This window comes from Acidovorax sp. SUPP1855 (assembly GCF_030158955.1).
GTDB lineage: Bacteria > Pseudomonadota > Gammaproteobacteria > Burkholderiales > Burkholderiaceae_C > Paracidovorax.
In genome coordinates, this window is the sequence record NZ_BQXI01000012.1 from 92,950 (window position 1) to 113,204 (window position 20,255).

The 20,255-nt window shown below is 65.9% G+C and carries 19 protein-coding genes; 13 read left to right on the forward strand and 6 right to left on the reverse strand.

Annotated elements, in window-relative coordinates:
• Positions 1-10 precede the first annotated feature (10 nt).
• Together AVMA1855_RS12725 and AVMA1855_RS12730 are read left to right on the forward strand one after the other, a co-directional pair.
• Complete coding sequence (locus AVMA1855_RS12725; protein ID WP_284425975.1) at positions 11-862, forward strand: lysophospholipid acyltransferase family protein; 852 nt, start codon at positions 11-13, stop codon at positions 860-862.
• Positions 859-1,731 (forward strand): lysophospholipid acyltransferase family protein, encoded by an 873-nt coding sequence (locus AVMA1855_RS12730; RefSeq protein ID WP_284405100.1) that lies wholly within the window; start codon positions 859-861, stop codon positions 1,729-1,731. The genes AVMA1855_RS12725 and AVMA1855_RS12730 overlap by 4 nt, the downstream gene beginning before the upstream one ends.
• A gap of 53 nt (positions 1,732-1,784) precedes the next feature.
• Here AVMA1855_RS12730 and AVMA1855_RS12735 read toward each other — a convergent pair whose 3' ends face one another.
• Both AVMA1855_RS12735 and yihA read right to left on the reverse strand, forming a co-directional pair.
• Positions 1,785-2,708, reverse strand: a complete 924-nt coding sequence (locus tag AVMA1855_RS12735; RefSeq protein ID WP_284425976.1) for an alpha/beta fold hydrolase — start codon at positions 2,706-2,708, stop codon at positions 1,785-1,787.
• A gap of 50 nt (positions 2,709-2,758) precedes the next feature.
• On the reverse strand, positions 2,759-3,499 hold the full coding sequence (gene yihA / locus AVMA1855_RS12740; RefSeq protein ID WP_284425977.1) for a ribosome biogenesis GTP-binding protein YihA/YsxC: 741 nt from the start codon (positions 3,497-3,499) through the stop codon (positions 2,759-2,761).
• An 84-nt stretch (positions 3,500-3,583) separates the two neighbouring features.
• Here yihA and AVMA1855_RS12745 point away from each other — a divergent pair, with 84 nt between their 5' ends.
• The 5 genes from AVMA1855_RS12745 to msrQ all read left to right on the forward strand — a co-directional run bounded on the left by AVMA1855_RS12745 (position 3,584) and on the right by msrQ (position 9,628).
• Positions 3,584-4,231, forward strand: coding sequence for a c-type cytochrome (locus tag AVMA1855_RS12745; protein ID WP_284425978.1), 648 nt, complete (start codon positions 3,584-3,586; stop codon positions 4,229-4,231).
• Positions 4,232-4,348: 117 nt separating this feature from the next.
• Positions 4,349-6,523, forward strand: a complete 2,175-nt coding sequence (locus AVMA1855_RS12750; protein WP_284425979.1) for a cytochrome c biogenesis protein ResB — start codon at positions 4,349-4,351, stop codon at positions 6,521-6,523.
• Positions 6,520-7,890, forward strand: a complete 1,371-nt coding sequence (gene ccsB / locus AVMA1855_RS12755) for a c-type cytochrome biogenesis protein CcsB (RefSeq protein WP_284425980.1) — start codon at positions 6,520-6,522, stop codon at positions 7,888-7,890. The genes AVMA1855_RS12750 and ccsB overlap by 4 nt, the downstream gene beginning before the upstream one ends.
• 71 nt (positions 7,891-7,961) lie before the next feature.
• The gene (gene msrP / locus AVMA1855_RS12760; protein WP_272567544.1) at positions 7,962-8,957 is read left to right on the forward strand and encodes a protein-methionine-sulfoxide reductase catalytic subunit MsrP; all 996 of its coding nucleotides are present in this window, start codon (positions 7,962-7,964) and stop codon (positions 8,955-8,957) included.
• A 50-nt stretch (positions 8,958-9,007) separates the two neighbouring features.
• Positions 9,008-9,628: a protein-methionine-sulfoxide reductase heme-binding subunit MsrQ gene (msrQ, locus tag AVMA1855_RS12765; RefSeq protein WP_284425981.1), complete on the forward strand. Its 621-nt coding sequence runs from the start codon at positions 9,008-9,010 to the stop codon at positions 9,626-9,628.
• 57 nt (positions 9,629-9,685) lie between these two features.
• On the opposite strand, the gene AVMA1855_RS12770 is transcribed toward msrQ, so the two are convergent.
• From AVMA1855_RS12770 to lptM, 3 genes are all read right to left on the reverse strand, one after another.
• Positions 9,686-10,528: an oxygen-binding di-iron domain-containing protein gene (locus AVMA1855_RS12770; protein WP_284396651.1), complete on the reverse strand. Its 843-nt coding sequence runs from the start codon at positions 10,526-10,528 to the stop codon at positions 9,686-9,688.
• Positions 10,529-10,607: 79 nt separating this feature from the next.
• The gene (lysA, locus tag AVMA1855_RS12775; protein WP_284425982.1) at positions 10,608-11,891 is read right to left on the reverse strand and encodes a diaminopimelate decarboxylase; all 1,284 of its coding nucleotides are present in this window, start codon (positions 11,889-11,891) and stop codon (positions 10,608-10,610) included.
• Positions 11,888-12,112 carry an LPS translocon maturation chaperone LptM gene (gene lptM / locus AVMA1855_RS12780; RefSeq protein WP_284425983.1) on the reverse strand — a complete coding sequence of 75 codons (225 nt, stop codon included), beginning with the start codon at positions 12,110-12,112 and terminating at the stop codon, positions 11,888-11,890. Before lptM ends, lysA begins: the two co-directional genes overlap by 4 nt.
• A gap of 12 nt (positions 12,113-12,124) precedes the next feature.
• Here lptM and cyaY point away from each other — a divergent pair, with 12 nt between their 5' ends.
• On the forward strand, positions 12,125-12,454 hold the full coding sequence (cyaY, locus tag AVMA1855_RS12785) for an iron donor protein CyaY (RefSeq protein WP_284425984.1): 330 nt from the start codon (positions 12,125-12,127) through the stop codon (positions 12,452-12,454).
• Positions 12,455-12,543: 89 nt separating this feature from the next.
• On the opposite strand, the gene AVMA1855_RS12790 is transcribed toward cyaY, so the two are convergent.
• A complete protein-coding gene (locus AVMA1855_RS12790; RefSeq protein ID WP_272567552.1) occupies positions 12,544-14,931 on the reverse strand; it encodes a penicillin-binding protein 1A in 2,388 nt (795 codons plus the stop codon).
• A 261-nt stretch (positions 14,932-15,192) separates the two neighbouring features.
• Here AVMA1855_RS12790 and AVMA1855_RS12795 point away from each other — a divergent pair, with 261 nt between their 5' ends.
• The 5 genes from AVMA1855_RS12795 to AVMA1855_RS12815 are packed head-to-tail and all read left to right on the forward strand — an operon-like array spanning position 15,193 to position 20,246.
• The gene (locus AVMA1855_RS12795; RefSeq protein WP_284425985.1) at positions 15,193-16,272 is read left to right on the forward strand and encodes a pilus assembly protein PilM; all 1,080 of its coding nucleotides are present in this window, start codon (positions 15,193-15,195) and stop codon (positions 16,270-16,272) included.
• Positions 16,269-16,895 (forward strand): PilN domain-containing protein, encoded by a 627-nt coding sequence (locus AVMA1855_RS12800; RefSeq protein WP_284425986.1) that lies wholly within the window; start codon positions 16,269-16,271, stop codon positions 16,893-16,895. The genes AVMA1855_RS12795 and AVMA1855_RS12800 overlap by 4 nt, the downstream gene beginning before the upstream one ends.
• A gap of 2 nt (positions 16,896-16,897) precedes the next feature.
• A complete protein-coding gene (locus AVMA1855_RS12805) occupies positions 16,898-17,572 on the forward strand; it encodes a type IV pilus inner membrane component PilO (protein ID WP_272567555.1) in 675 nt (224 codons plus the stop codon).
• The gene (locus tag AVMA1855_RS12810; protein ID WP_284425987.1) at positions 17,569-18,108 is read left to right on the forward strand and encodes a pilus assembly protein PilP; all 540 of its coding nucleotides are present in this window, start codon (positions 17,569-17,571) and stop codon (positions 18,106-18,108) included. The genes AVMA1855_RS12805 and AVMA1855_RS12810 overlap by 4 nt, the downstream gene beginning before the upstream one ends.
• A complete protein-coding gene (locus AVMA1855_RS12815) occupies positions 18,105-20,246 on the forward strand; it encodes a type IV pilus secretin PilQ (protein WP_284425988.1) in 2,142 nt (713 codons plus the stop codon). The genes AVMA1855_RS12810 and AVMA1855_RS12815 overlap by 4 nt, the downstream gene beginning before the upstream one ends.
• Positions 20,247-20,255: the final 9 nt, after the last annotated feature.

A 20,255-nucleotide genomic window follows, 5' to 3' on the forward strand; every position in this document is an offset into this window, starting at 1 on the left:
CGCCATTTTAATGCCAACCCTTTTCCGTTTCCTTTCCCGGCTTCCGCTCTGGCTCGCCCATGCCCTCGGCGCGGCCGCGGGCTGGCTGGTTTTCTGCCTCTCGCCCACCTACCGGCGGCGCTTTCGCGAGAACGCGGCGCGGGCCGGCTATTCGTTCGGCCAGGTGCGTGCGGCCGTGGGCCACGCCGGCCGCATGGCGGCCGAACTGCCCCGCCTGTGGCTGCGCGAGCAGACCCCGTGCCGCATCGAGAACGCCGCCGCGGTGGAGCGGGCCTGGGAAGCGGGCAAAGGCATCGTCTTTCTCACGCCGCACCTGGGCTGCTTCGAACTGTCGGTGCAGGCCGCGGCCCAGCGCTGGGCCGCCGAGCGCGGACCCATCACCATCCTGTACCGCCCCGCGCGCCAGCCCTGGCTGGCCGGCGTGATGGCCACCGCGCGCAACCGACCCGGCATCCGCGCGGTGCCCACGGCGCTGACGGGCGTACGCCAGATGATCAAGGCGCTGCGCCGCGGCGAGGCCGTGGGCCTGCTGCCCGACCAGGTCCCGCCGCAGGGCCAGGGCGTGTGGTCGCCGTTCTTCGGCCGCGAGGCCTACACCATGACCCTGGCCGCGCGGCTGGCGCAGCAGACAGGCGCCGCCGTGGTGCTGGCACGCTGCGAGCGGCTGGGCGCCGGCCGCGGCTATGTCTTGCATTTCGAGGAGTTGTCCGTGCCCCTGTCCGAAGACCTTGACGCGGCCGTGCTGCAGATCAACCAGGCGATGGAGCGCACCATCCGCCAGAGCCCCGACCAGTACCTGTGGGGCTATGCCCGCTACAAGCAGCCGCGGGCCGAAGCGCACGCCGCAGGGGCCGCGGCATGACGGGCCGCATGAACGTGTGGCTGATGGGCGTGCTGGCCCGCCTGCCGCTGCCGGTGCTGCGCGGCCTGGGCTGGGCGATCGGCCAGGTGCTGTATCGGCTGGCCGCGCCGCGCCGCAAGGTGGCGCTGCGCAATCTGGAGCTGTGCTTTCCCGATGCGTCCCCCGCCCAGCGGCGTGCCTGGGCCCGCGAGACCTTCGTGCGCTTTTGCCAGACCTGGCTGGACCGCAGCTGGCTCTGGATGGCGCCGCGCGCGGTGGTCGAAAAGCGGCTCACCATCCACGGTGCGCTGCACGAGCTGGACGGCGATGCGCCCACCATCATCTTCGCGCCGCATTTCCTCGGCATGGATGCGGCGGGCACGGCGCTCACCCTGCAGACCGACCGGGCCTTCACCTCGATCTTCACGCCGCACCCGGACCCGGCCGTGGACGCCTGGCTGTTCGCGGGCCGCCAGCGCTTCGGCAACGTGCGCATGCTCAACCGGGGCGACGGCGTCAAGCCCATCCTGAGCGGGCTGCGCAAAGGTGGGCTGCTCTATTTGCTGCCCGACATGGACTTCGGCCCGAGCGAGTCGGTCTTCGTGCCGTTCTACGGCGTGCGCGCGGCGACGATCCCCTCGCTGTCGCGCTTCGCCCGCCTGGGCCGCGCCAAGGTCGTGCCGCTGGTGGGCCGCTTGACCCCCACCGGCTACAGCGCCGAGATGATGCCGGCCTGGGAGAACTTCCCGACCGAGGATGCCGAAGCCGACACGGCCCGCATGAACCGCGAACTGCAGCAGTGGATCGACACCATGCCGGGCCAGTACTACTGGGTGCACAAGCGCTTCAAGTCGCGCCCGGACGGCGAACCTTCGGTGTACCAAAAATAAAAGCAATTTGTAGCCGAATCGGCGCCATGCCGGCGTTTTGATTGCCTGTATTGCTATTGATTTTGTAGCGTTCCAGGCGTCAGGCTTTCGGTGATGGCCTGGATCACCGCCGCCGGCTGCTCGTGCACGATCCAGTGCGATGCGCCCGGCACCTCGGTGCGGGTGAGCGAAGGCACCCATTGCGCGAGCCCCTGCAGCAGCCCCGGCAGCAGGGCCGGGTCCTCCAGGCCCCAGACCACGCGGGTGGGCACGTTCACGGTGAGCATCGAATCCGGCAGGGTGAGCGCGCCGGCGGCGGGATCGCCCTCGCGCGGCGGGCGCAGCGGGCTGGCGCGGTAGTAGTTGCACGGGCCCGTCAGGCCGGCGCCCCAGGTGGCGCGGTACTGGTCGCGCACCTCGGGGGTGAGCCATGCGGGCGCCGTGCCGTCGGCCCGGTCGAAAAAGCCGAACAGGCGCCGGAAGTCGTCGGCCGCGAGCAGCGCCTCGGCGTCCGGCCGGCAGAGAAAGTGCATGTACTGGCTGGCCGCCTGCTGGGCCGGGTTGCTCTGCAGCTCGCGCAGGAACGTGCCCGGATGCGGCGAATTGACGATCACCAGCCGCTGCATCAACTCAGGCCGCTGGTTGGCCAGGTTCCAGGCCACTGCGCCGCCCCAGTCGTGCGCGATCAGCGCGGCCAGGGGCTGCGAGTCGCCGCATTCGGCCGCGATCAGGGCCGTGATGTCCTGCACCAGGTGCTTGGCGCGGTAGGCGGCCACGTCCGGCGGGGCGCTCGACGGCGCGAAGCCGCGCAGCCAGGGCGCCACGCAGCGGTAGCCGCCGTGGGCCGGGTCGGCGAAGTGCTCCAGCAGCGCATCCCAGATGAAGGCGCCTTCGGGAAACCCGTGCAGGAACAGCAGCACCGGGCGGCCGCGCTCGCCGCGGGTGCGGCAGTGCAGCGTGGTGCCGTGGGGCAGGGCGTGCGCAATGGTGTCGATCATGGTGCTCTGCTTTGGATCGCAGCCCGCGCATGACCTGTCTGCGCGGGCGCCTAGTTGTCTTCCGAATCCTCGTCCAGGGGCGCCTCTTCGGTGCCGTCCTGCGCCTCGGGCGACGGGCCGGCCACCGGGTGGGACCACTGCCACAGCAGTTGCGCCACCTCGTCCACCCCTTGCTTCTTGAGGGCCGAGAACATCTTGACCTCGCCGCCGCCGGCCTGCAGTCGCGTGATGGACAGCACCTTGGCCTGTTCGGCGCGGGTGAGCTTGTCGGCCTTGGTGAGCAGCACCAGGAATTTCAGGCCCGACTCGACGCGCGGGCGCACGGCCTCCAGCAGCGCTTCGTCCAGCTCGGTCAGTCCCAGGCGCGGGTCGCACAGCAGCACGATGCCGGTCAGGCTCTGGCGGGTGACCAGGTAGCTCAGCATCACCTGCTGCCAGCGGATCTTGTCCGAGCGCGACACGGCGGCGTAGCCGTAGCCGGGCAGGTCGGCCAGCACGGCGTCGGTCACGCCCTGCTTGCCCAGCGAGAACAGGTTGATGTGTTGCGTGCGACCGGGCTTCTTGGAGGCGAAGGCCAGCTGCTTTTGCTGCGTGAGCGTGTTGATGCAGGTGGACTTGCCGGCATTGGAGCGGCCGACAAAGGCGATCTCGGGCACATCGATGGGGGGCAGGTGGTGCAGTTGCGCCGCCGTCGTCAGGAACCGCGTGGTGTGCATCCACCCCATGGCGACTTTGGCGTCCGGTGCGGGCGGGAGGGAGCCAGCAACTGGCGCATGTGATGTAGTCGTCATAACGGGGGTTACCAAGGATAGAGGGCCAGGGGGTCGCATTGTAGAATCGCGCCGTTTTGCGCCCATAACACAAGAACCCTCGATATGAAGAAATTGCTTGCTCCCATGCTGATGGCTGCCGTGCTGGCAGTTGCTGCTTTCCCGGCTTTTTCTCAGGGGGCCGCCCCCGCTGCCGCGGCGCAAAAACCCGCCAAGCCGGATCTGGCCAAGGGTGAGGCCACCTTCACGGCCGTGTGCGTGGCCTGCCACGCGGCCGATGGCAACTCCGCCATCGCCATCAACCCCAAGCTGGCCCAGCAGCACCCCGAATACCTCGTCAAGCAGTTGCAGGAGTTCAAGTCCGGCAAGCGCAACAACCCCGTCATGAAGGGCTTCGCCTCGGCCCTGTCCGATGACGACATGCGCAACATCGCCTGGTGGGTGGCGTCCAAGCAGGCCAAGCCCGGCTTCGCCAAGGACAAGGAACTCGTCGCCCTGGGCGAGCGCATCTACCGCGGCGGCATCGCCGACCGCAACATCGCTGCCTGCGCCGGCTGCCACAGCCCCAACGGCGCGGGCATTCCGGTGCAGTACCCCCGCCTGTCGGGCCAGCACGCCGACTACACCGCCGCGCAGCTCGTCGCCTTCCGCGACGGCGTGCGTAGCAACAGCCTGCAGATGACGCAGGTCGCCGCCAAGCTCAACGACCGCGAGATCAAGGCCGTCGCCGACTACATCGCTGGCCTGCGTTGACCTGGGTCAATCCCCCGGGCCGGCCACCGTGCCGCGCCCCTGAACCAACCGCCGATAATCACACCCAAGACGGGCGGGTCCATCTGAACGGATGGCCCGCCCTTTTGTCTTTCGTCCATGTCTGAAACCACCCACGGCATCCGCATCCACACCCGTTCGCAGGCCATGCGCGCGGCGGTGGAACTGCTGTCGTCCATGCGCTTCGCGATCTCGCTGCTGACGGTGATCTGCATCGCCTCGGTGATCGGCACGGTGCTCAAGCAGCACGAGCCCGCCGCCAACTACGTGAACCAGTTCGGGCCGTTCTGGGCCGAGCTGTTCATGGCGCTCAAGCTCAATGCGGTGTACAGCGCGTGGTGGTTCCTGCTGATCCTGGCGTTCCTGGTGGCGAGCACCTCGCTGTGCATCGCGCGCAACGGCCCGCGCTACCTGGCCGACGTGCGCAACTACAAGGAAAACGTGCGGGAGCAAAGCCTGGAGGCCTTCGGGCTGCGGGCCAAAGGGTTGCTGCCCGGCGAACCCCCCGAGGCCGCCGCGCGCCGCATCGGCGACATGCTGGCCGGCGGCGGCTGGAAGGTGCGGCTGCAGCAGCGCACCACGCCGGCCGGGCCCGGAACGGGCTGGATGGTGGCGGCCAAGGCGGGTGCGGCCAACAAGATCGGCTACATCGCGGCGCACAGCGCCATCGTGCTGGTGTGCGTGGGCGGCCTGCTGGACGGCGACCTGGTCGTGCGCGCGCAGATGTGGCTGGGCGGCAAGACGCCGTACAACGGCGGCGGATTGATCTCCGAGGTCCGGCCCGAGCACCGCCTGTCCGAGCGCAACCCGACCTTCCGCGGCAACCTGCTGGTGGCCGAGGGCACGCAGTCGAGCACCGCCATCCTGAACCAGTCCGACGGCGTGCTGCTGCAGGAGCTGCCCTTCGCCATCGAGCTCAAGAAGTTCATCGTCGAGCACTACTCCACCGGCATGCCCAAGCTCTTCGCGAGCGAGATCGTCATCCACGACAAGGCCACGGGCGAGGCCACGCCCGCGCGCGTGGAGGTCAACCACCCGGCGAGCTACCGCGGCATCGAGATCTACCAGTCGAGCTTCGACGACGGCGGCTCGCGCCTGCAGCTGCGCGCGGTGCCGCTCGCGCCCGGCATAGCGCCCTTCGACGTGGAGGGCGTGGTGGGCAGCTCCACGCCGCTCACCGCCAGCGCCGCGGGCCAGCCGTTCACGCTGGAGTTCACCGCGCTGCGCACCATCAACGTCGAGAACTTCACCGACACCGGCGCCGTCACCTCCGGCGCGGACGTGCGCAAGGTGGACCTGCGCCAGGCGGTCGAAGCGCGCCTGGGCGCGGGCAACAAGACCGTGACCCGCAAGGAGCTGCGCAACATCGGCCCCAGCGTGAGCTACAAGCTGCGCGACGCGGCGGGCCAGGCTCGCGAATTCCACAACTACATGCTGCCGCTGGACGCGGGCGACGGGCAGCCCGCCTTCCTGCTCGGCGTGCGCGACACGCCGTCCGAGCCGTTCCGCTTCCTGCGCATTCCGGTGGACGACCAGGGCAGCATGCAGGGCTTCGTGCGCATGCGCGTGGCGCTGGCCGATCCGGCGCTGCGCGAGCAGGCGGTGCGCCGGTATGTGGCCAAGGCGGTGGACCCCGCGCGCCCCGAGCTGGCCGAGCAGCTGGCGCAGTCGACCGTGCGCGCCCTGTCGCTCTTTGCCGGGGCGGACGCCGGCGCGGCAGGCGCCACCACGGGCAAGGGCGGTGCGCCGGGCCGCGGCGGCCTGCAGGCGATCTCGGACTTCATGGAGGCCAACGTGCCGCCGGCCGAACGCGAGCGGGCGGGCGAGGTGCTGATCCGCATCCTGAACGGCGCGCTGTTCGAGCTGGCCCAGCTGACGCGCGAGCGTGCGGGCCTGAAACCCCTGGCGCAGAGCGATGCCACCCAGGCGTTCATGACGCAGGCGGTGCTGTCGCTCAGCGACGCGCAGGCCTACCCCGTGCCCCTGGCGTTCGAGCTCAAGGACTTCACCCAGGTGCAGGCGAGTGTCTTCCAGGTGGCCCGCGCGCCGGGCAAGAACATCGTGTACCTTGGCTGCGCGCTGCTGATCATCGGCGTGTTTTCGATGCTCTACGTGCGCGAACGGCGCCTGTGGGTGTGGCTGGTGCCCCAGGACGGGGGCGCCCAGGCCACCATGGCGCTGTCGAGCAACCGCAAGACCCTGGACGGCGACCGCGAGTTCGCCCGGCTCACCGACAAACTCATCGGGGCGCGGCCCCACGGAGACACCGCATGAACACCGCCGCCACGGACACTGCCCGCGATCGCGCGAATCGCGCCGACCGCACCATCACCCTGAACGAGGGGTTTCTGGCCCGGCGCAATGCCTTCGACTGGGTCTTCGCAGCGTTGGTCGCGGCGGGCGGGCTGTTCGCGCTGCAGCGCTACGGCGCGTTCATGGATGTTTACGAAAAAGGCATCCTGCTCGGCGCCATTCCCTGCACCGTGTGGCTGGGCTGGTTCTGGCGGCCGCTGCGGGTGCTGATGGTGGTGGTGGCGGCCTTCGCCCTGGCGGCCATCGGCCTGTACCAGCAGGACGGCGCCGGCAGCCTGGCGCGCGCCGACACGGTGTTCGGCCTCAAGTATTTCCTGTCCAGCCAGTCGGCCATCCTGTGGATGAGCATGCTGTTCTTCATGAGCACGGCGTTCTACTGGATCGGCATGTTCTCCCGCGGCGAGGGCCGCACCCTGTCGCTGCTGGGCTCGCGCCTGGCGTGGGTGGGCATCGGCATGGCGCTCATCGGCACGCTGGTGCGCTGGTACGAGAGCTACCTCATCGGCGCCGACGTGGGCCACATCCCGGTGAGCAACCTGTACGAGGTGTTCGTGCTGTTTTGCTGGATGACCGCGGCCTTCTACCTCTATTACGAGGCGCAGTACGAGACCCGCGCGCTGGGCGGCTTCGTCATGCTGGTGGTCAGCGCCGCCGTGGGCTTTCTGCTCTGGTACACCGTGGTGCGCGAGGCGCACGAGATCCAGCCCCTGGTACCGGCCCTGAAGAGCTGGTGGATGAAGCTGCACGTGCCCGCCAACTTCATCGGCTACGGCACCTTCGCGCTGTCGGCCATGGTGGCGTTCGCCTACCTCATCAAGCAGCAGGCCGGCGAGACGCGCTGGTACAAGCTCGCGCCCCTGTGGCTGCTGGGCGTGGTGCTGTGCTTCGAGCCCATCGTGTTCCGCCAGGGCGCCACCGAGAACGGCGGCGCCTACTGGATGGTGTATTTCGGCGTGTCGGCGTTCATCGTGGCGGGCATCCTGCTCGGGCGCCGGCGCATCGCGGCCCGTCTGCCGTCGTTCGAGGTGCTGGACGATGTCATGTACAAGGCCATCGCCGTGGGCTTCGCCTTTTTCACCATCGCCACGGTGCTGGGCGCGCTCTGGGCGGCCGAGGCCTGGGGCGGCTACTGGAGCTGGGACCCCAAGGAGACCTGGGCGCTGATCGTGTGGCTCAACTACGCGGCCTGGCTGCACATGCGCCTGATGAAGGGCCTGCGCGGCACCGTGTCCGCCTGGTGGGCGCTGGTGGGGCTGGGCGTGACCACATTCGCCTTCCTGGGCGTGAACATGTGGCTGTCGGGGCTGCACAGCTACGGAACGTTGTAGCCCACAATGAATCCTTTCGGGGCCGGTGCGCGTATAACCGGCATCGTCCCCCCGAACCACAAGGATTCCCCATGCCGATTCCCCGCAGAGACAACGGCTTCATCCACGCCGCCAGCAGCGAAATCACCCCCCGCGCCGTCTACGAAGGCCGGCGCGACCTCATCAAGCTCATGGCCGGCGGCGCTGCCGGGGCGGCCCTGGCCACCTGGGCCGCGCGCGATGCCGGCGCCCAGGCCGCGCGTCCGGGCAAGCTGGCGGCCCTGGCCGGCGGCAAATCGGCGGTGGCGGGCGCCAACACCATGGAAAAGGTGACCGACTACAAGGACGCCAGCACCTACAACAACTACTACGAGTTCGGCGTGGACAAGGCCGACCCGGCCCGCAACGCCCACACCCTGAAGACCACGCCCTGGACGGTCGAGGTCGAGGGGCTGGTCAACAAGCCGGGCAAGTTCGGCATCGAGGACCTCATCAAGCTCAGCGCTCAGGAAGAGCGCATCTACCGCCTGCGCTGCGTCGAGGGCTGGTCCATGGTGATTCCGTGGGTGGGCTACTCGCTGGCCGAGTTGCTCAAGCGCGTGGAGCCGCAGGGCAGCGCCAAGTATGTGGAGTTCGTCACGCTGGCCGACAAGAAGACCATGCCCTTCGTCGGCTCCGCCGTGCTCGACTGGCCCTACACCGAGGGGCTGCGCATGGACGAGGCCATGCACCCGCTCACGCTGCTCACCTTCGGCATGTACGGCGAGGTGCTGCCCAACCAGAACGGCGCGCCGGTGCGGCTGGTGGTGCCCTGGAAGTACGGCTTCAAGAGTGCCAAGAGCATCGTCAAGATCCGCCTGACCGACAAGGAGCCGGGCACGGCCTGGAACAAGGCCGCCAAGCAGGAATACGGCTTTTATTCCAACGTGAACCCGAACGTGGACCACCCGCGCTGGAGCCAGGCCACCGAGCGGCGCATCGGCGAGGACGGCCTGTTCGCCAAGAAGCGCAAGACGCTGATGTTCAACGGCTACGAGGCCCAGGTGGCCTCGCTGTACGCCGGCATGGACCTGAAGAAGTTCTACTGACCCGCCCCGCGTCCGACATCCCGCCGCCAGCGCCTTCGAGGGCCGCCGCCATGAAAAAACTGCTGATGCATCCCGCCGCCAAGCCGGTGGTGTTCGCCCTGTGCCTGCTGCCGCTGGCGTGGCTGGTGTTCGGCGCCGCCACCGACCGGCTCGGCCCCAACCCGGCCGAGGCGCTGATCCGCGAGAGTGGCGACTGGGCGCTGCGGGCCCTGTGCCTGGCGCTGGCGGTGACGCCGCTGCGCGTCATCACGGGCACGCCGGCCCTGGCGCGCTTTCGGCGCATGCTGGGGCTCTTCGTGTATTTCTATGCGGTGTTGCACCTCATGGCCTACGCCTGGCTGGACATGGGCTTCGACTGGCCGGAGATCGTGTACGACATCGGCAAGCGGCCTTTCATCCTGGTGGGCACGCTGGCCATCGTGCTGCTCACGCTGCTGGCGGCCACGTCGTTCAATCGCGCCATCCGCTGGCTGGGCGCCAAGCGCTGGCAGGCGCTGCACCGGATCGTCTACGCGGTCGCAGGGTTGGCGCTGCTGCACTTTTTCTGGATGCGCGCGGGCAAGAACAACTTCGCCGAGGTGGCGGTGTACGCGGCCATCCTGGGCGCGCTGCTGGGCTGGCGCGTGTGGAAGCGCTACGCCCGGCGCCCGGTGGCCGCCCGCACGGCATGATGCTATTAAAAGAATAGCAATATGCCCTAGTGCTGATTGCGCTGGAGGCCTTTTTGGCTAGGATCGCCCCTGCACGGCGTGCAGGGCTGGCCGCACCTGCCGGGTGGCCGGGTCGATGAAGGCCGTGGGGAACTGGTAGGCCCGGTCGTCGAACAGGTCGATGCCGCACATCAGGTTCTCGATCCAGTCGAAGAAATCGCCGATGGCCTTCGGTCCCATGATCGGCGCGCCGTGCTGGGGCACCAGCATGGCGATGTCCATCTGCCGCACCATGCGCACCCACAGCCGCAAGATCTTGTTGGACACCATGTAGCGGCGGTGGAACCCTTCCATGCGCGGAATGTGCGGCGCCAGATCGGTCACGGGCTCGCGCGCCTCGGTGCCCGAGGTCATCGACACGCCCAGGTCCCCCGTGAAGAGGATGCGGCTGACCGGGTCGTAGAAGTGGAAGTTGCCCTCGGAATGCAGGAAATGCGCGGGCAGAAGCACCAGCTCGTGCCGCCCCAGCGGCAGGTGGCCGCCGCCGTCCGGCACGCCGATCACCCGGTTCTCCGTCTTGCCGACCTTGGTGAAATGCGGCGCGAAGCGCTCCCACACGCGCGAGATCACCAGCGTGGCCTTGGTGCTGGTCATCCAGCGGTCGAGCGAGGCGATGATGTCCGGGTCGGCATGCGAGGCGATCAGGTACGACAGCTTGTGCGGCGGGAAATGCTTGGACATTCCCATGAACAGCTCGTTGAAGGCGAGGTTGCCGCCCGGGTCGATGATGGCGCCCGTGTCGCCGTCCACGATCAGGAATTGATTGGCCTGAACGGCCTGCCCGTCCTCCTCGATGAGGTCGGAGAACATCAGGCAGGCGTGGTGCTTGTCTCGGTACAGTTCCAGCGGTTCCAGGGCCATGGCATGCAGCATTCTTGAAAAATGCCAATGTAGGCCGCCCCCCGTGCCCAGGGCTTGATGCGAATCAAGCGTTGGCCAGTCAGCCCACCAGTTTCTCGTGGCGGAAGGTGTCGGCCGCCGATTCGCGCGCGCGGATCAGGTGGGCCTGCGTACCATCCACCAGCACTTCGGCCGGGCGGGCGCGGGTGTTGTAGTTGCTGCCCATCGAGCTGCAGTACGCGCCGGCCGACAGCACGGCCAGGTGGTCGCCCGGCTGCACCGCCAGCGTGCGGTCGCGGCCGATCCAGTCGCCGCTCTCGCACACCGGGCCCACCACGTCGTACACCCCGGCCGCTGCGCCGGCCGCGGCTGCCTGCACCGGCACGATGGCGTGGAACGCCTGGTACATCGCGGGGCGCGGCAGGTCGTTCATGGCCGCATCGACGATGCAGAAGTTCTTCTGCTCGCCGGGCTTCACGTACAGCACCTCGGTCACGCACACCCCGGCATTGCCCACCAGCGAGCGGCCGGGCTCGATCATGAAATGGCGGTCGCCGAAACCGCGCGCATCCAGCTTGGCCAGCAGCTTGGCCCACAGCGCATCGGCGGCCGGTGGCGTGTCGCCGTTGTAGTCGATGCCCAGGCCGCCGCCGAAGTCGATGTGGTGGATCGGAATGCCTGCGGCCTCGATCTCCTGGATCAGGTCGAGCAGTCGGTCGGTGGCGTCGAGGTAGGGTGTCTCGTCCGTGATCTGCGAGCCGATGTGGAAGTCGATGCCGGCCACCTGCAGCCCTGGCAGCGACGCGGCGTGCCGGTAGGCCGCGACGATGCGCTCGTGCGCCACGCCGAACTTGTTGCCCTTGAGTCCGGTGGAAATGTAGGGGTGCGTCTTCGGGTCCACGTTGGGATTGACGCGGATGCTGATCGGCGCCTTCGTGCCGAAGGCCACGGCCACTTCGCTCAGCACGTCCAGTTCGGACTCGCTCTCGACGTTGAAGCAGCCGATGCCGGCCTGCAGGGCCTGCCGCATCTCGGCCCGCGTCTTGCCGACGCCCGAGAAAATGATCTTGCGCGGATCGCCGCCGGCGGCCAGCACGCGTTCCAGCTCGCCGCCGGACACGATGTCGAAACCGCAGCCCTGGCGCGCGAACAGCTGCAGCACGGCCAGCGACGAGTTCGCCTTCATGGCGTAGCAGATCTGCACCTGGCGGCCGGCAAAGCCGCGCTGGTAGGCGGCCAGCGCGTCCAGCATGGACGCTTGCGAATAGACGTACAGCGGCGTGCCGTGCTGCCGCGCCAAGTCGGCCAGGGGGAGTTGTTCGATGAACAGCGCGTCGCCACGGTAGGCGATGTGGGGATGGCCGGGCAGGGCAGGCAAGGTCATGGGGTCGGGGAGGAAGCGGAACGGGAGGGGGCGGAGGGGACGATCGGCGCCGGCGTGGGCGTGTCGCGCATCGGGTCCAGCGTCTGGGGCAGGGTGGCCCGCTGGCTGGCAGCGGGGTCGGTGGGCAGGTACAGCGGGCCGCGCTGGCCGCAGCCCGACAGGGCCGCCGCACTCGCAGCAAGGGCAAGCGTCCTGACTAGAATTTGCGATGATCTCAACATCCGCCGATTCTAATGACTGACCTCGAATTCCTGGACCACGCGGAAAAGCTCCTGCTCGCTGTCGAGCAAGGCTGCGATCGCATCAACGACACCTCGGACGCCGACCTGGACGCACAACGCTCCGGCGGCATGGTGACCATCGCGTTCCAGAACGGCAGCCAGATCGTCATCAACCTGCAAAAGCCGCTGCACGAAATCTGGCTGGCCGCGCAGTCCGGCGGCTACCACTACCGGTTCGACGGCCAGCGCTGGATGGACACCAAGGGGGCGGGCGAGTTCTTCGAAGCCCTGGACCGCAGCGCCAGCGAGCAGTCGGGACTGGCGCTGTCTTTCGCGCGCTGAGCGCCTTCGGTCTGTAACAAAAAAGCCCTTGCGCGATGGCCGCGCAAGGGCTTTTCTTTGAGGGGACCGCGTGCCTGCGGTCCATGGGGTCAATTGCGGAACAGATCCAGGATCCGGTTGCGCTCCTCGGTCGGCGGGGGCGTCTGCGGCGGCGATCCGGGCACGGCGGCGGAGGCGTCTTCCATGCCCACGCTGGCGACCCCGGCGTTGCGGGCGAACTCCTCATAGAACCATTCTCCACCCACGTTCACCACGCCGGGGGGCACGGTGGGCTCGGCCACCGGGACGCCCTTGAGCGCGCGCTCCATGAAGCTGATCCAGATCGGCAGGCTCAGCCCGCCGCCGGTTTCGCGGCTGCCCAGGTTGCGGGGCGTGTCGTAGCCGATCCAGGTCACCGCGGCCACCGTGGGCTGGAAACCGGCGAACCAGGCATCGACGGCATCGTTGGTTGTACCGGTCTTGCCGTACAGGTCGGGGCGCTTGAGCGTGGCCTGCGCGCGCGCCGCCGTGCCGGAGCGGGTGACTTCCTGCAGCAGGCTGTCCATCACGAAGGCGTTGCGCGCATCGATCGCACGGGGGTTGTCGGAGGTGGCCGGCGGCTGGAAGTCCGACAGGATGCGGCCCTTGTGGTCGGTGACGCGGCTGATCAGGTAGGGGTTCACGCGGTAGCCGCCGTTGGCGAACACCGAATAGGCCGACACCATCTGCATGGGCGTGACCGACCCCGCGCCCAGCGCCATGGTCAGGTAGGGCGGGTGCTTTTCGGCGTCGAAGCCGAACTTGGACACCCACTCCTGCCCGTTCTTGGGGCCGACCGCCTGCAGGACGCGGATGGACACCACGTTCTTGGAGCGCGCCAGCGCGGTGCGCAAGGTCATCGGGCCGTCGTACTTGCCGTCGTAGTTCTTGGGTTCCCAGGGCTGGCCTCCCGTGACGCCGGCGCTGAAGAACAGCGGGGCATCGTTCACCACGGTGGCCGGCGTGAAGCCTTTTTCCAGCGCGGCCGAGTAGATGAACGGCTTGAAGCTCGACCCTGGCTGGCGCCATGCCTGCGTCACATGGTTGAACTTGTTCTTGTCGAAATCGAAGCCGCCCACCAGGGCCTTGATGGCGCCGGTGCGCGGATCGACCGCCACCAGGGCGCCCTCGACTTCCGGCAGCTGGGTGATGTCCCAGGTCTTCTTGGGGGTCTGGATCACGCGGATCACGGCGCCGCGGCGAATCTTGACATTCGGCGGCGCCTTGTCGCTCAGGCCCGACTGGGCGGGCTTCAGGCCGTCGCCGGTGATCTCGATCGGCTCCCCGCTGGCGCGCGCTGCCACGATCTTCTTGGGCGTGGCCTCCAGCACCACCGCCGACATCACGTCGCCGTTGTCGGGATGCAGGGCGAGGGTATCGTCGATCACGTCCTCGGCTTCCTGGGCGTTGGTGGGCAAGGCCACGAACTTCTCGGGCCCGCGGTAGTGCTGGCGGCGTTCGTAATCCATGATGCCCTTGCGCAGGGCGACATACGCGGCCTCCTGGTCGCCGGCATTGAGGGTGGTGTAGACGTTCAGGCCGCGGGTATAGGCCTCGTTGCCGTACTGGGCGAAGATGAGCTGGCGGGCCATTTCGGCCACGTACTCGGCGTGGATGCGGGTGGAATCCGGGCCGGAGCGGATCTTCAGGTCCTCTTCCTTGGCGGCGGCGGCCTCCTGCGCGGTGATGAAGCCGTTCTCCTGCATGCGGTCGATGATGTACAGCTGGCGGATGCGGGCGCGCTTGGGGTTGCTGATGGGGTTGTAGGCCGAAGGGGCCTTGGGTAGCCCGGCCAACATGGCGGCCTCCGCGATGGAAATGCTCTGCAGCGGCTTGCCGAAATAAGCCTCCGAAGCCGCTGCAAAACCGTATGCCCTGTTTCCGAGATAAATCTGATTCATGTAGATCTCGAGAATCTGGTTCTTGGTCAGCAGGTGCTCCAATTTGAAGGTTAGTAATATTTCGTAAATTTTCCGGGTAAATGTTTTTTCGGACGACAAATAAACGTTCCGGGCCACCTGCATCGTGATCGTCGAGGCGCCCTGGCTCTTCACGCGGCCCAGGTTGGCCAGCGCTGCGCGCACCACGCCCTTGTAGTCCACGCCGCCGTGCTGGAAGAAGCGCGCGTCTTCGATCGCCAGCACCGCATTGGTCATGACCTTGGGGATGTCCTGGATGGGGGTGAGGTTGCGCCGTTCCTCGCCGAACTCCCCCAGCAATGCGCCTTCGACCGAGTACACCCGCATCGGCAGCTTGGGCCGATAGTCCGCCAAGTCCGAAATGTCCGGCAGATTGGGATAGGCCACCGCCAACGCGACGGCGATCGTGAGCGCCACGCCCACGGCGCCGGCTGCCGCCAGTCCCAGCAACCACGCTGCACTGCGGACGATCCAGCGCCACCATGCCGGCCGTTTCGGCGGATTCGGGTTGGGGGTCTTGTCGGTAGGTGATGACGGCATAGCGTTCCAGGAGAGAGCAACCGGCCATTATAAAAATATGGGCCTCGGCCGTCTGCCAAATCGCTCGCGAGAGTGGCGCACCTATACCACAGGCGCATGAATATCGGTATCGGAAGAGGCGGCAAATGAGCGTGTGCTTTTGACAACGTTCGCCCCGTAACAGCGCCGTAAAACTCTTGGCTGGCCTGCAACCTTACTGATAGCATTCATGTGAAGTGTTAAGTTTTGTTGCGTCAAATTGGCAAGTTACGGGGGCTAATCTTGATCTCTTTGGGGTCTTTGTTCAGTCGCCAGTCCGCGCCACTGCTGGGTATCGACATCAGTTCCTCGAGCGTCAAGCTGGTGGAGTTGGGGCGCGACAAGGCGGGAGGGCTGGTACTGGAGCGATGTGCGATCGAGCAGTTGGAGCGCGGTTGGATCACCGACGGCAACATCGAAAAATTCGATGAGGTCGCCGAGGCCCTGCGCCGGCTGGTCAAAAAGAGCGGCACCCGCACGAAAAACGTGGCATTGGCCTTGCCGCCATCGGCCGTCATCACCAAGCGCATCACCTTGCCCGGCGGCATGTCCGAGCAGGAGCTGGAAGTGCAGGTGGAATCCGAAGCCAACCAGTACATCCCGTTCTCGCTCGATGAAGTGAGCCTGGACTTCTGCGTGGTCGGCCCGAGCAAGAGCTCGCCCGGCGATGTCGATGTGCTGATCGCGGCGTCGCGCCGCGAAAAGGTGCAGGACCGCCAGGGCCTGGCCGAAGCGGCGGGCCTCAAGCCCGTGATCGTCGACATCGAATCGCATGCCTCCCGGCTGGCTGCGGGGCGCCTGATCGAAGCGCTGCCCAACCACGGCAACGATGCCTTGGTCGCGCTGTTCGAGGTCGGCGCCTTGACCACCAGCATGCAGATGCTTCGCAACGACGAAGTGCTGTACGACCGTGACCAGGCTTTCGGCGGCGCGCAGTTGACGCAACTGATCGTGCGGCAATACGGGTTCTCGCTGGAAGAGGCCGAAGGCAAGAAGCGCAGCGGCGATCTGCCGGAAGACTACCAGTCGGCCGTGCTGCGTCCCTTCGTGGAAAGCATGGCACAGGAAATCGGCCGTGCCTTGCAGTTCTTCTTCACCAGCACGCCCTACAACCGGGTCGATCACATCATGCTCGCGGGCGGCTCAGCGCCCCTGCCAGGCTTGACCGAGGCCGTGACCCAGCATTCAGGCTGCGCCTGCACCGCCATCAATCCGTTCGACGGCATGGAGATCGGAAGCGCCGTGCGATTGAAGAAGATGGTCCGCGAGGCGCCTTCCTACCTCACGTCATGTGGTCTGGCCATGCGGAGGTTTCTGCAGTGATTCTCATCAACCTGCTTCCCCATCGCGAGGCGGCCCGAAAACGCCGCAAGGAATCGTTCCAGGCAACGATGTTCGCGTCCTTTCTGGTGGGGCTCGCCATTGCCGGCGGTATCTATTGGTGGTACCAGATGGTCATCACCGCCCAGCAGGACAAGAACACGTTCCTGCAAAGCGAGATCAAGGTTCTGGAAGGCCAGATCAAGGAAATCGCGACCATCGAAGAAGAAATCGCGGCCCTTCGCGCGCGCCAGAAGGCCGTGGAGGACCTGCAGTCGGATCGCAATCTGCCGGTGCACTTGCTCAATGAACTGGTTCAACAGTTGCCAGATGGGGTTTACGTTACCAATCTCAAGCAAGTCGACCAGGTGATCACGATGCAGGGGATGGCGCAATCGAACGAGCGTGTGTCGGAGATGCTGCGCAATCTGGCGGACAACACACCGTGGTTCTCCAAGCCCGAACTCGTGGAGATCGTGGCGGCCAACATCGCGTTGAATCCGAGGGAGCAGCGCCGCGTGGCCGCCTTCAACCTGAGGTTCCGGCTGATGCGCACCAGCGAGGCGCAAAAAGCCATGGATGCTGCGAGCGTCCCTGCCACTGCACCTAAAGCGGTTGGAAAGTGAACATGGCAACGAAAAAAGCGTCTTCCGTGGATTTTGTGGCGCTGCAATCCAGCTTGCAGCGGCAGTTTCGCAACCTCGATCCCAAGGATCCTTCTCTGTGGCCTGTGCTGCCAAGGATCCTGCTTTGCATGGCCATCGCGGCAGGCATCGCCACCTTCCTGTGGTTCTTCAAGCTGAATGAGTACGAGGCGGAACTGGAAGCGGAGCAGGCCAAGGAGCTCACCTTGCGCGCCGATTATGAAAAGAAGCTCGTGAAGGCCGTGAGCCTCGACGCGCTCAAGAAGCAGCGCGAGCAGGTTCAGCAGTATGTGATCCAGTTGGAAAAGCAGTTGCCGAGCAAGGCGGAAATGGCGGCCCTTTTGTCCGATATCAATCAGGCAGGCCTGGGCCGCAGTTTGCAGTTCGAGTCGTTCAAGCCGGGCCAGATCGTGGTGCGGGATTATTATGCGGAGCTGCCGATTTCCATCAAGGTGACCGGCCGATATCACGATATCGGCGCATTTGCCGCTGATATTGCCAATCTTTCCCGGATCGTGACGCTGAATAATATTTCCATCCTTCCCTCGGGCAAGGATGGCGGCAGCCTCACGATGGAAGCCACGGCGAGAACGTTCCGCTATCTGGACCCTGAAGAAATTCAGGCGCAGCGCCAGGCAGCGGGTGGAGCGAAGAAATGAGAATGTGGCACATCGCTTTGCTGGCAGTCTGCGCGGCGTTGATGGGTTGCGAATCTTCGGGACAGGACGAGCTTCGCCAGTGGATGACGGATTTGCGTGCCAACACCAAGCCGCGCATTACCCCCCTCACCGAACCCAAGCAATTCCAGCCGCAGAACTATCAGGCGGATGGAGCAACGGACCCTTTCAATTCCATCAAATTGACGCAGGCCCTGAGGCGTGACTCGACCCAATTGGCGGCCAATGCCACCTTGATTGCCCCGGAAATGGCGCGACGCAAGGAGCCTTTGGAAGCTTATCCCCTGGATACCATGTCCATGGTCGGCAGTTTGAATAAAACCGGCACGCCGACGGCCTTGCTCAAGGTGGATAACTTGTTGTACCAGGTTCGAGTTGGTAATTACCTTGGACAGAATTACGGAAAGATTACCCAAATCACTGAAACAGCCATTCAGTTGCGGGAAATCGTTCAGGATGCAACGGGTGACTGGATAGAGCGTCAGACCACGCTCGATCTCCAAGAGGGGAAGAAATGATTCAGAAAAACAGTTTTGGTGCACGCTATCGGGCGTTGTTGTTGGCTGCTGTGGCATCGCTGGGCAGCACCTGGGCCTATGCCCAGACCGCCATCGAGGCCGTCCAGGGGGTCATGCAGGGCGGTACCGAATTGGTGCGCATCGATTTGTCGCAACCCCTTTCCACCCTGCCGACCGGTTTTGCCATCCAGGCGCCGGCCAGGATCGCGCTTGATTTTCCGGCGACGACCAATGCGACGGGCAAGTCGCTGGTGGAAGTCAACCAGGGCAATCTGAAGTCCGTGAACATCGTGCAGGCAGGCGACCGGTCCCGCGTCGTCCTGAACCTCAAGCAACCCACGTCGTACCGTGCTGAAATCCAGGGCAAGTCCTTGATGGTGGCGCTGGAGCCCGTGTCGAACACGGCGGCGGCACAACCGGCGCCGGTGGCGGTTTTTGCGGAAGACCGCAACAGCGATGTCCTGCCGCTGCGTGACCTCGACTTCCGCCGCGGCAGCGATGGCGCGGGCCGCGTGATCGTGGGCCTGGCCAACAACCAGGTCGGCGTGGACCTGCGTCAGCAAGGCAAGGGCCTGGTGGTCGAATTCCTGAAATCGTCGTTGCCGGAAGGTCTGCGCCGCCGCCTGGATGTGACGGATTTCGGCACCCCGGTGCAGATCGTCACGACATCGCAGCAAGGTGAGCGCGTTCGGATGACCATCGATCCCATCGGCGAGTGGGAGCACAGCGCCTACCAGAGCGACAACCAGTTCGTGGTGGAAATCCGCCAGAAGAAGGTGGACCTGAGCAAGCTGACGCAGGGCCCCGGGTTCAGCGGCGAAAAGCTTTCGCTCAATTTCCAGAACATCGAAGTGCGCTCATTGCTGCAGGTGATTGCGGACTTCACGAACTTCAACATCGTCACCTCCGACACCGTGACCGGCGCGCTCACGCTGCGTCTGAAGGACGTGCCATGGGATCAGGCCCTGCAGATCATCATGGACGCCAAGGGGCTCGGCATGCGCAAGTCCGGCACGGTGCTCTGGATCGCGCCCAAGGACGAAATCGATGCCCGCACCAAGAAGGACTATGAGGCTGCGCTCGCGATCCAGAAGCTCGAGCCGCTGCGCACGCAAGCCTTCCAGCTGAACTATGCCAAGGCGGCCGACATGGTGACCCAACTGGCGACCAGCACGAACAGCGGCGGTACCAGCGGCACGTCCACGCGCTTTCTTTCCGAGCGGGGCAGTGCAATTTCCGAGCCTCGGACCAATCAGCTTTTCGTGACGGACACGCCGAGCAAGCTGGAAGAGGTGCGGCAACTGCTGTCGACGCTGGATGTGGCGGTGCGGCAGGTCATGATCGAAGCGCGGATTGTCGAAGCGCGCGACACCTTCGGCCGATCGCTCGGCGTCAAGCTGGGTGCGTCTGACCTGAGGGCCAGCCGCGGCGGCGACGGTGGCTACGGCATCGGTGGCAACAACCGTGTCGCCTTCGGCACGAGCTACAGCAACGCCGTGTCCACGAGCGGCGCCAGTTCCACAGCCACCGATCCTGGAGGCACGTTCGTCAATCTGCCGGCGCAGCTCTCCACGACGAGTGCGGTGGGCTCGTTTGCGCTTTCCATCTTCAATTCGGCGGCCAACCGTTTCCTGACCCTCGAGCTGTCGGCGATGGAGGCCGACGGCCAGGGCAAGATCGTGTCCAGCCCGCGTTTGATCACGGCAGACCAGACGAAGGCCTTGATCGAGCAGGGCACGGAGTACCCTTACTCCGTCACGGCTCCCAACGGCGCCACCACCATCGCCTTCAAGAAGGCGGTGTTGAAGCTGGAAGTGACGCCGCAGATCACCCCGGAGGGCAACATCATTCTTGATTTGGATGTCAACAAGGACAGCCGTGGCGAGAGCACGACGCAGGGCGTGGCCATCGACACCAAGCACATCAAGACCCAGGTGTTGATCGAAAATGGCGGGACCGTGGTGATCGGGGGTATCTTCGAGATGGAAGAAACCAACCAGGAAAATAAAATTCCCGTGTTGGGCGATGTGCCGGTGGTGGGCAACCTCTTCAAGAGCCGGACCAGAGAATCCCAGAAGCGGGAAATGCTGGTGTTCATCACGCCCAAGGTCATTTCCGATCGCGGACCAGTTCGTTAACTATAGGTA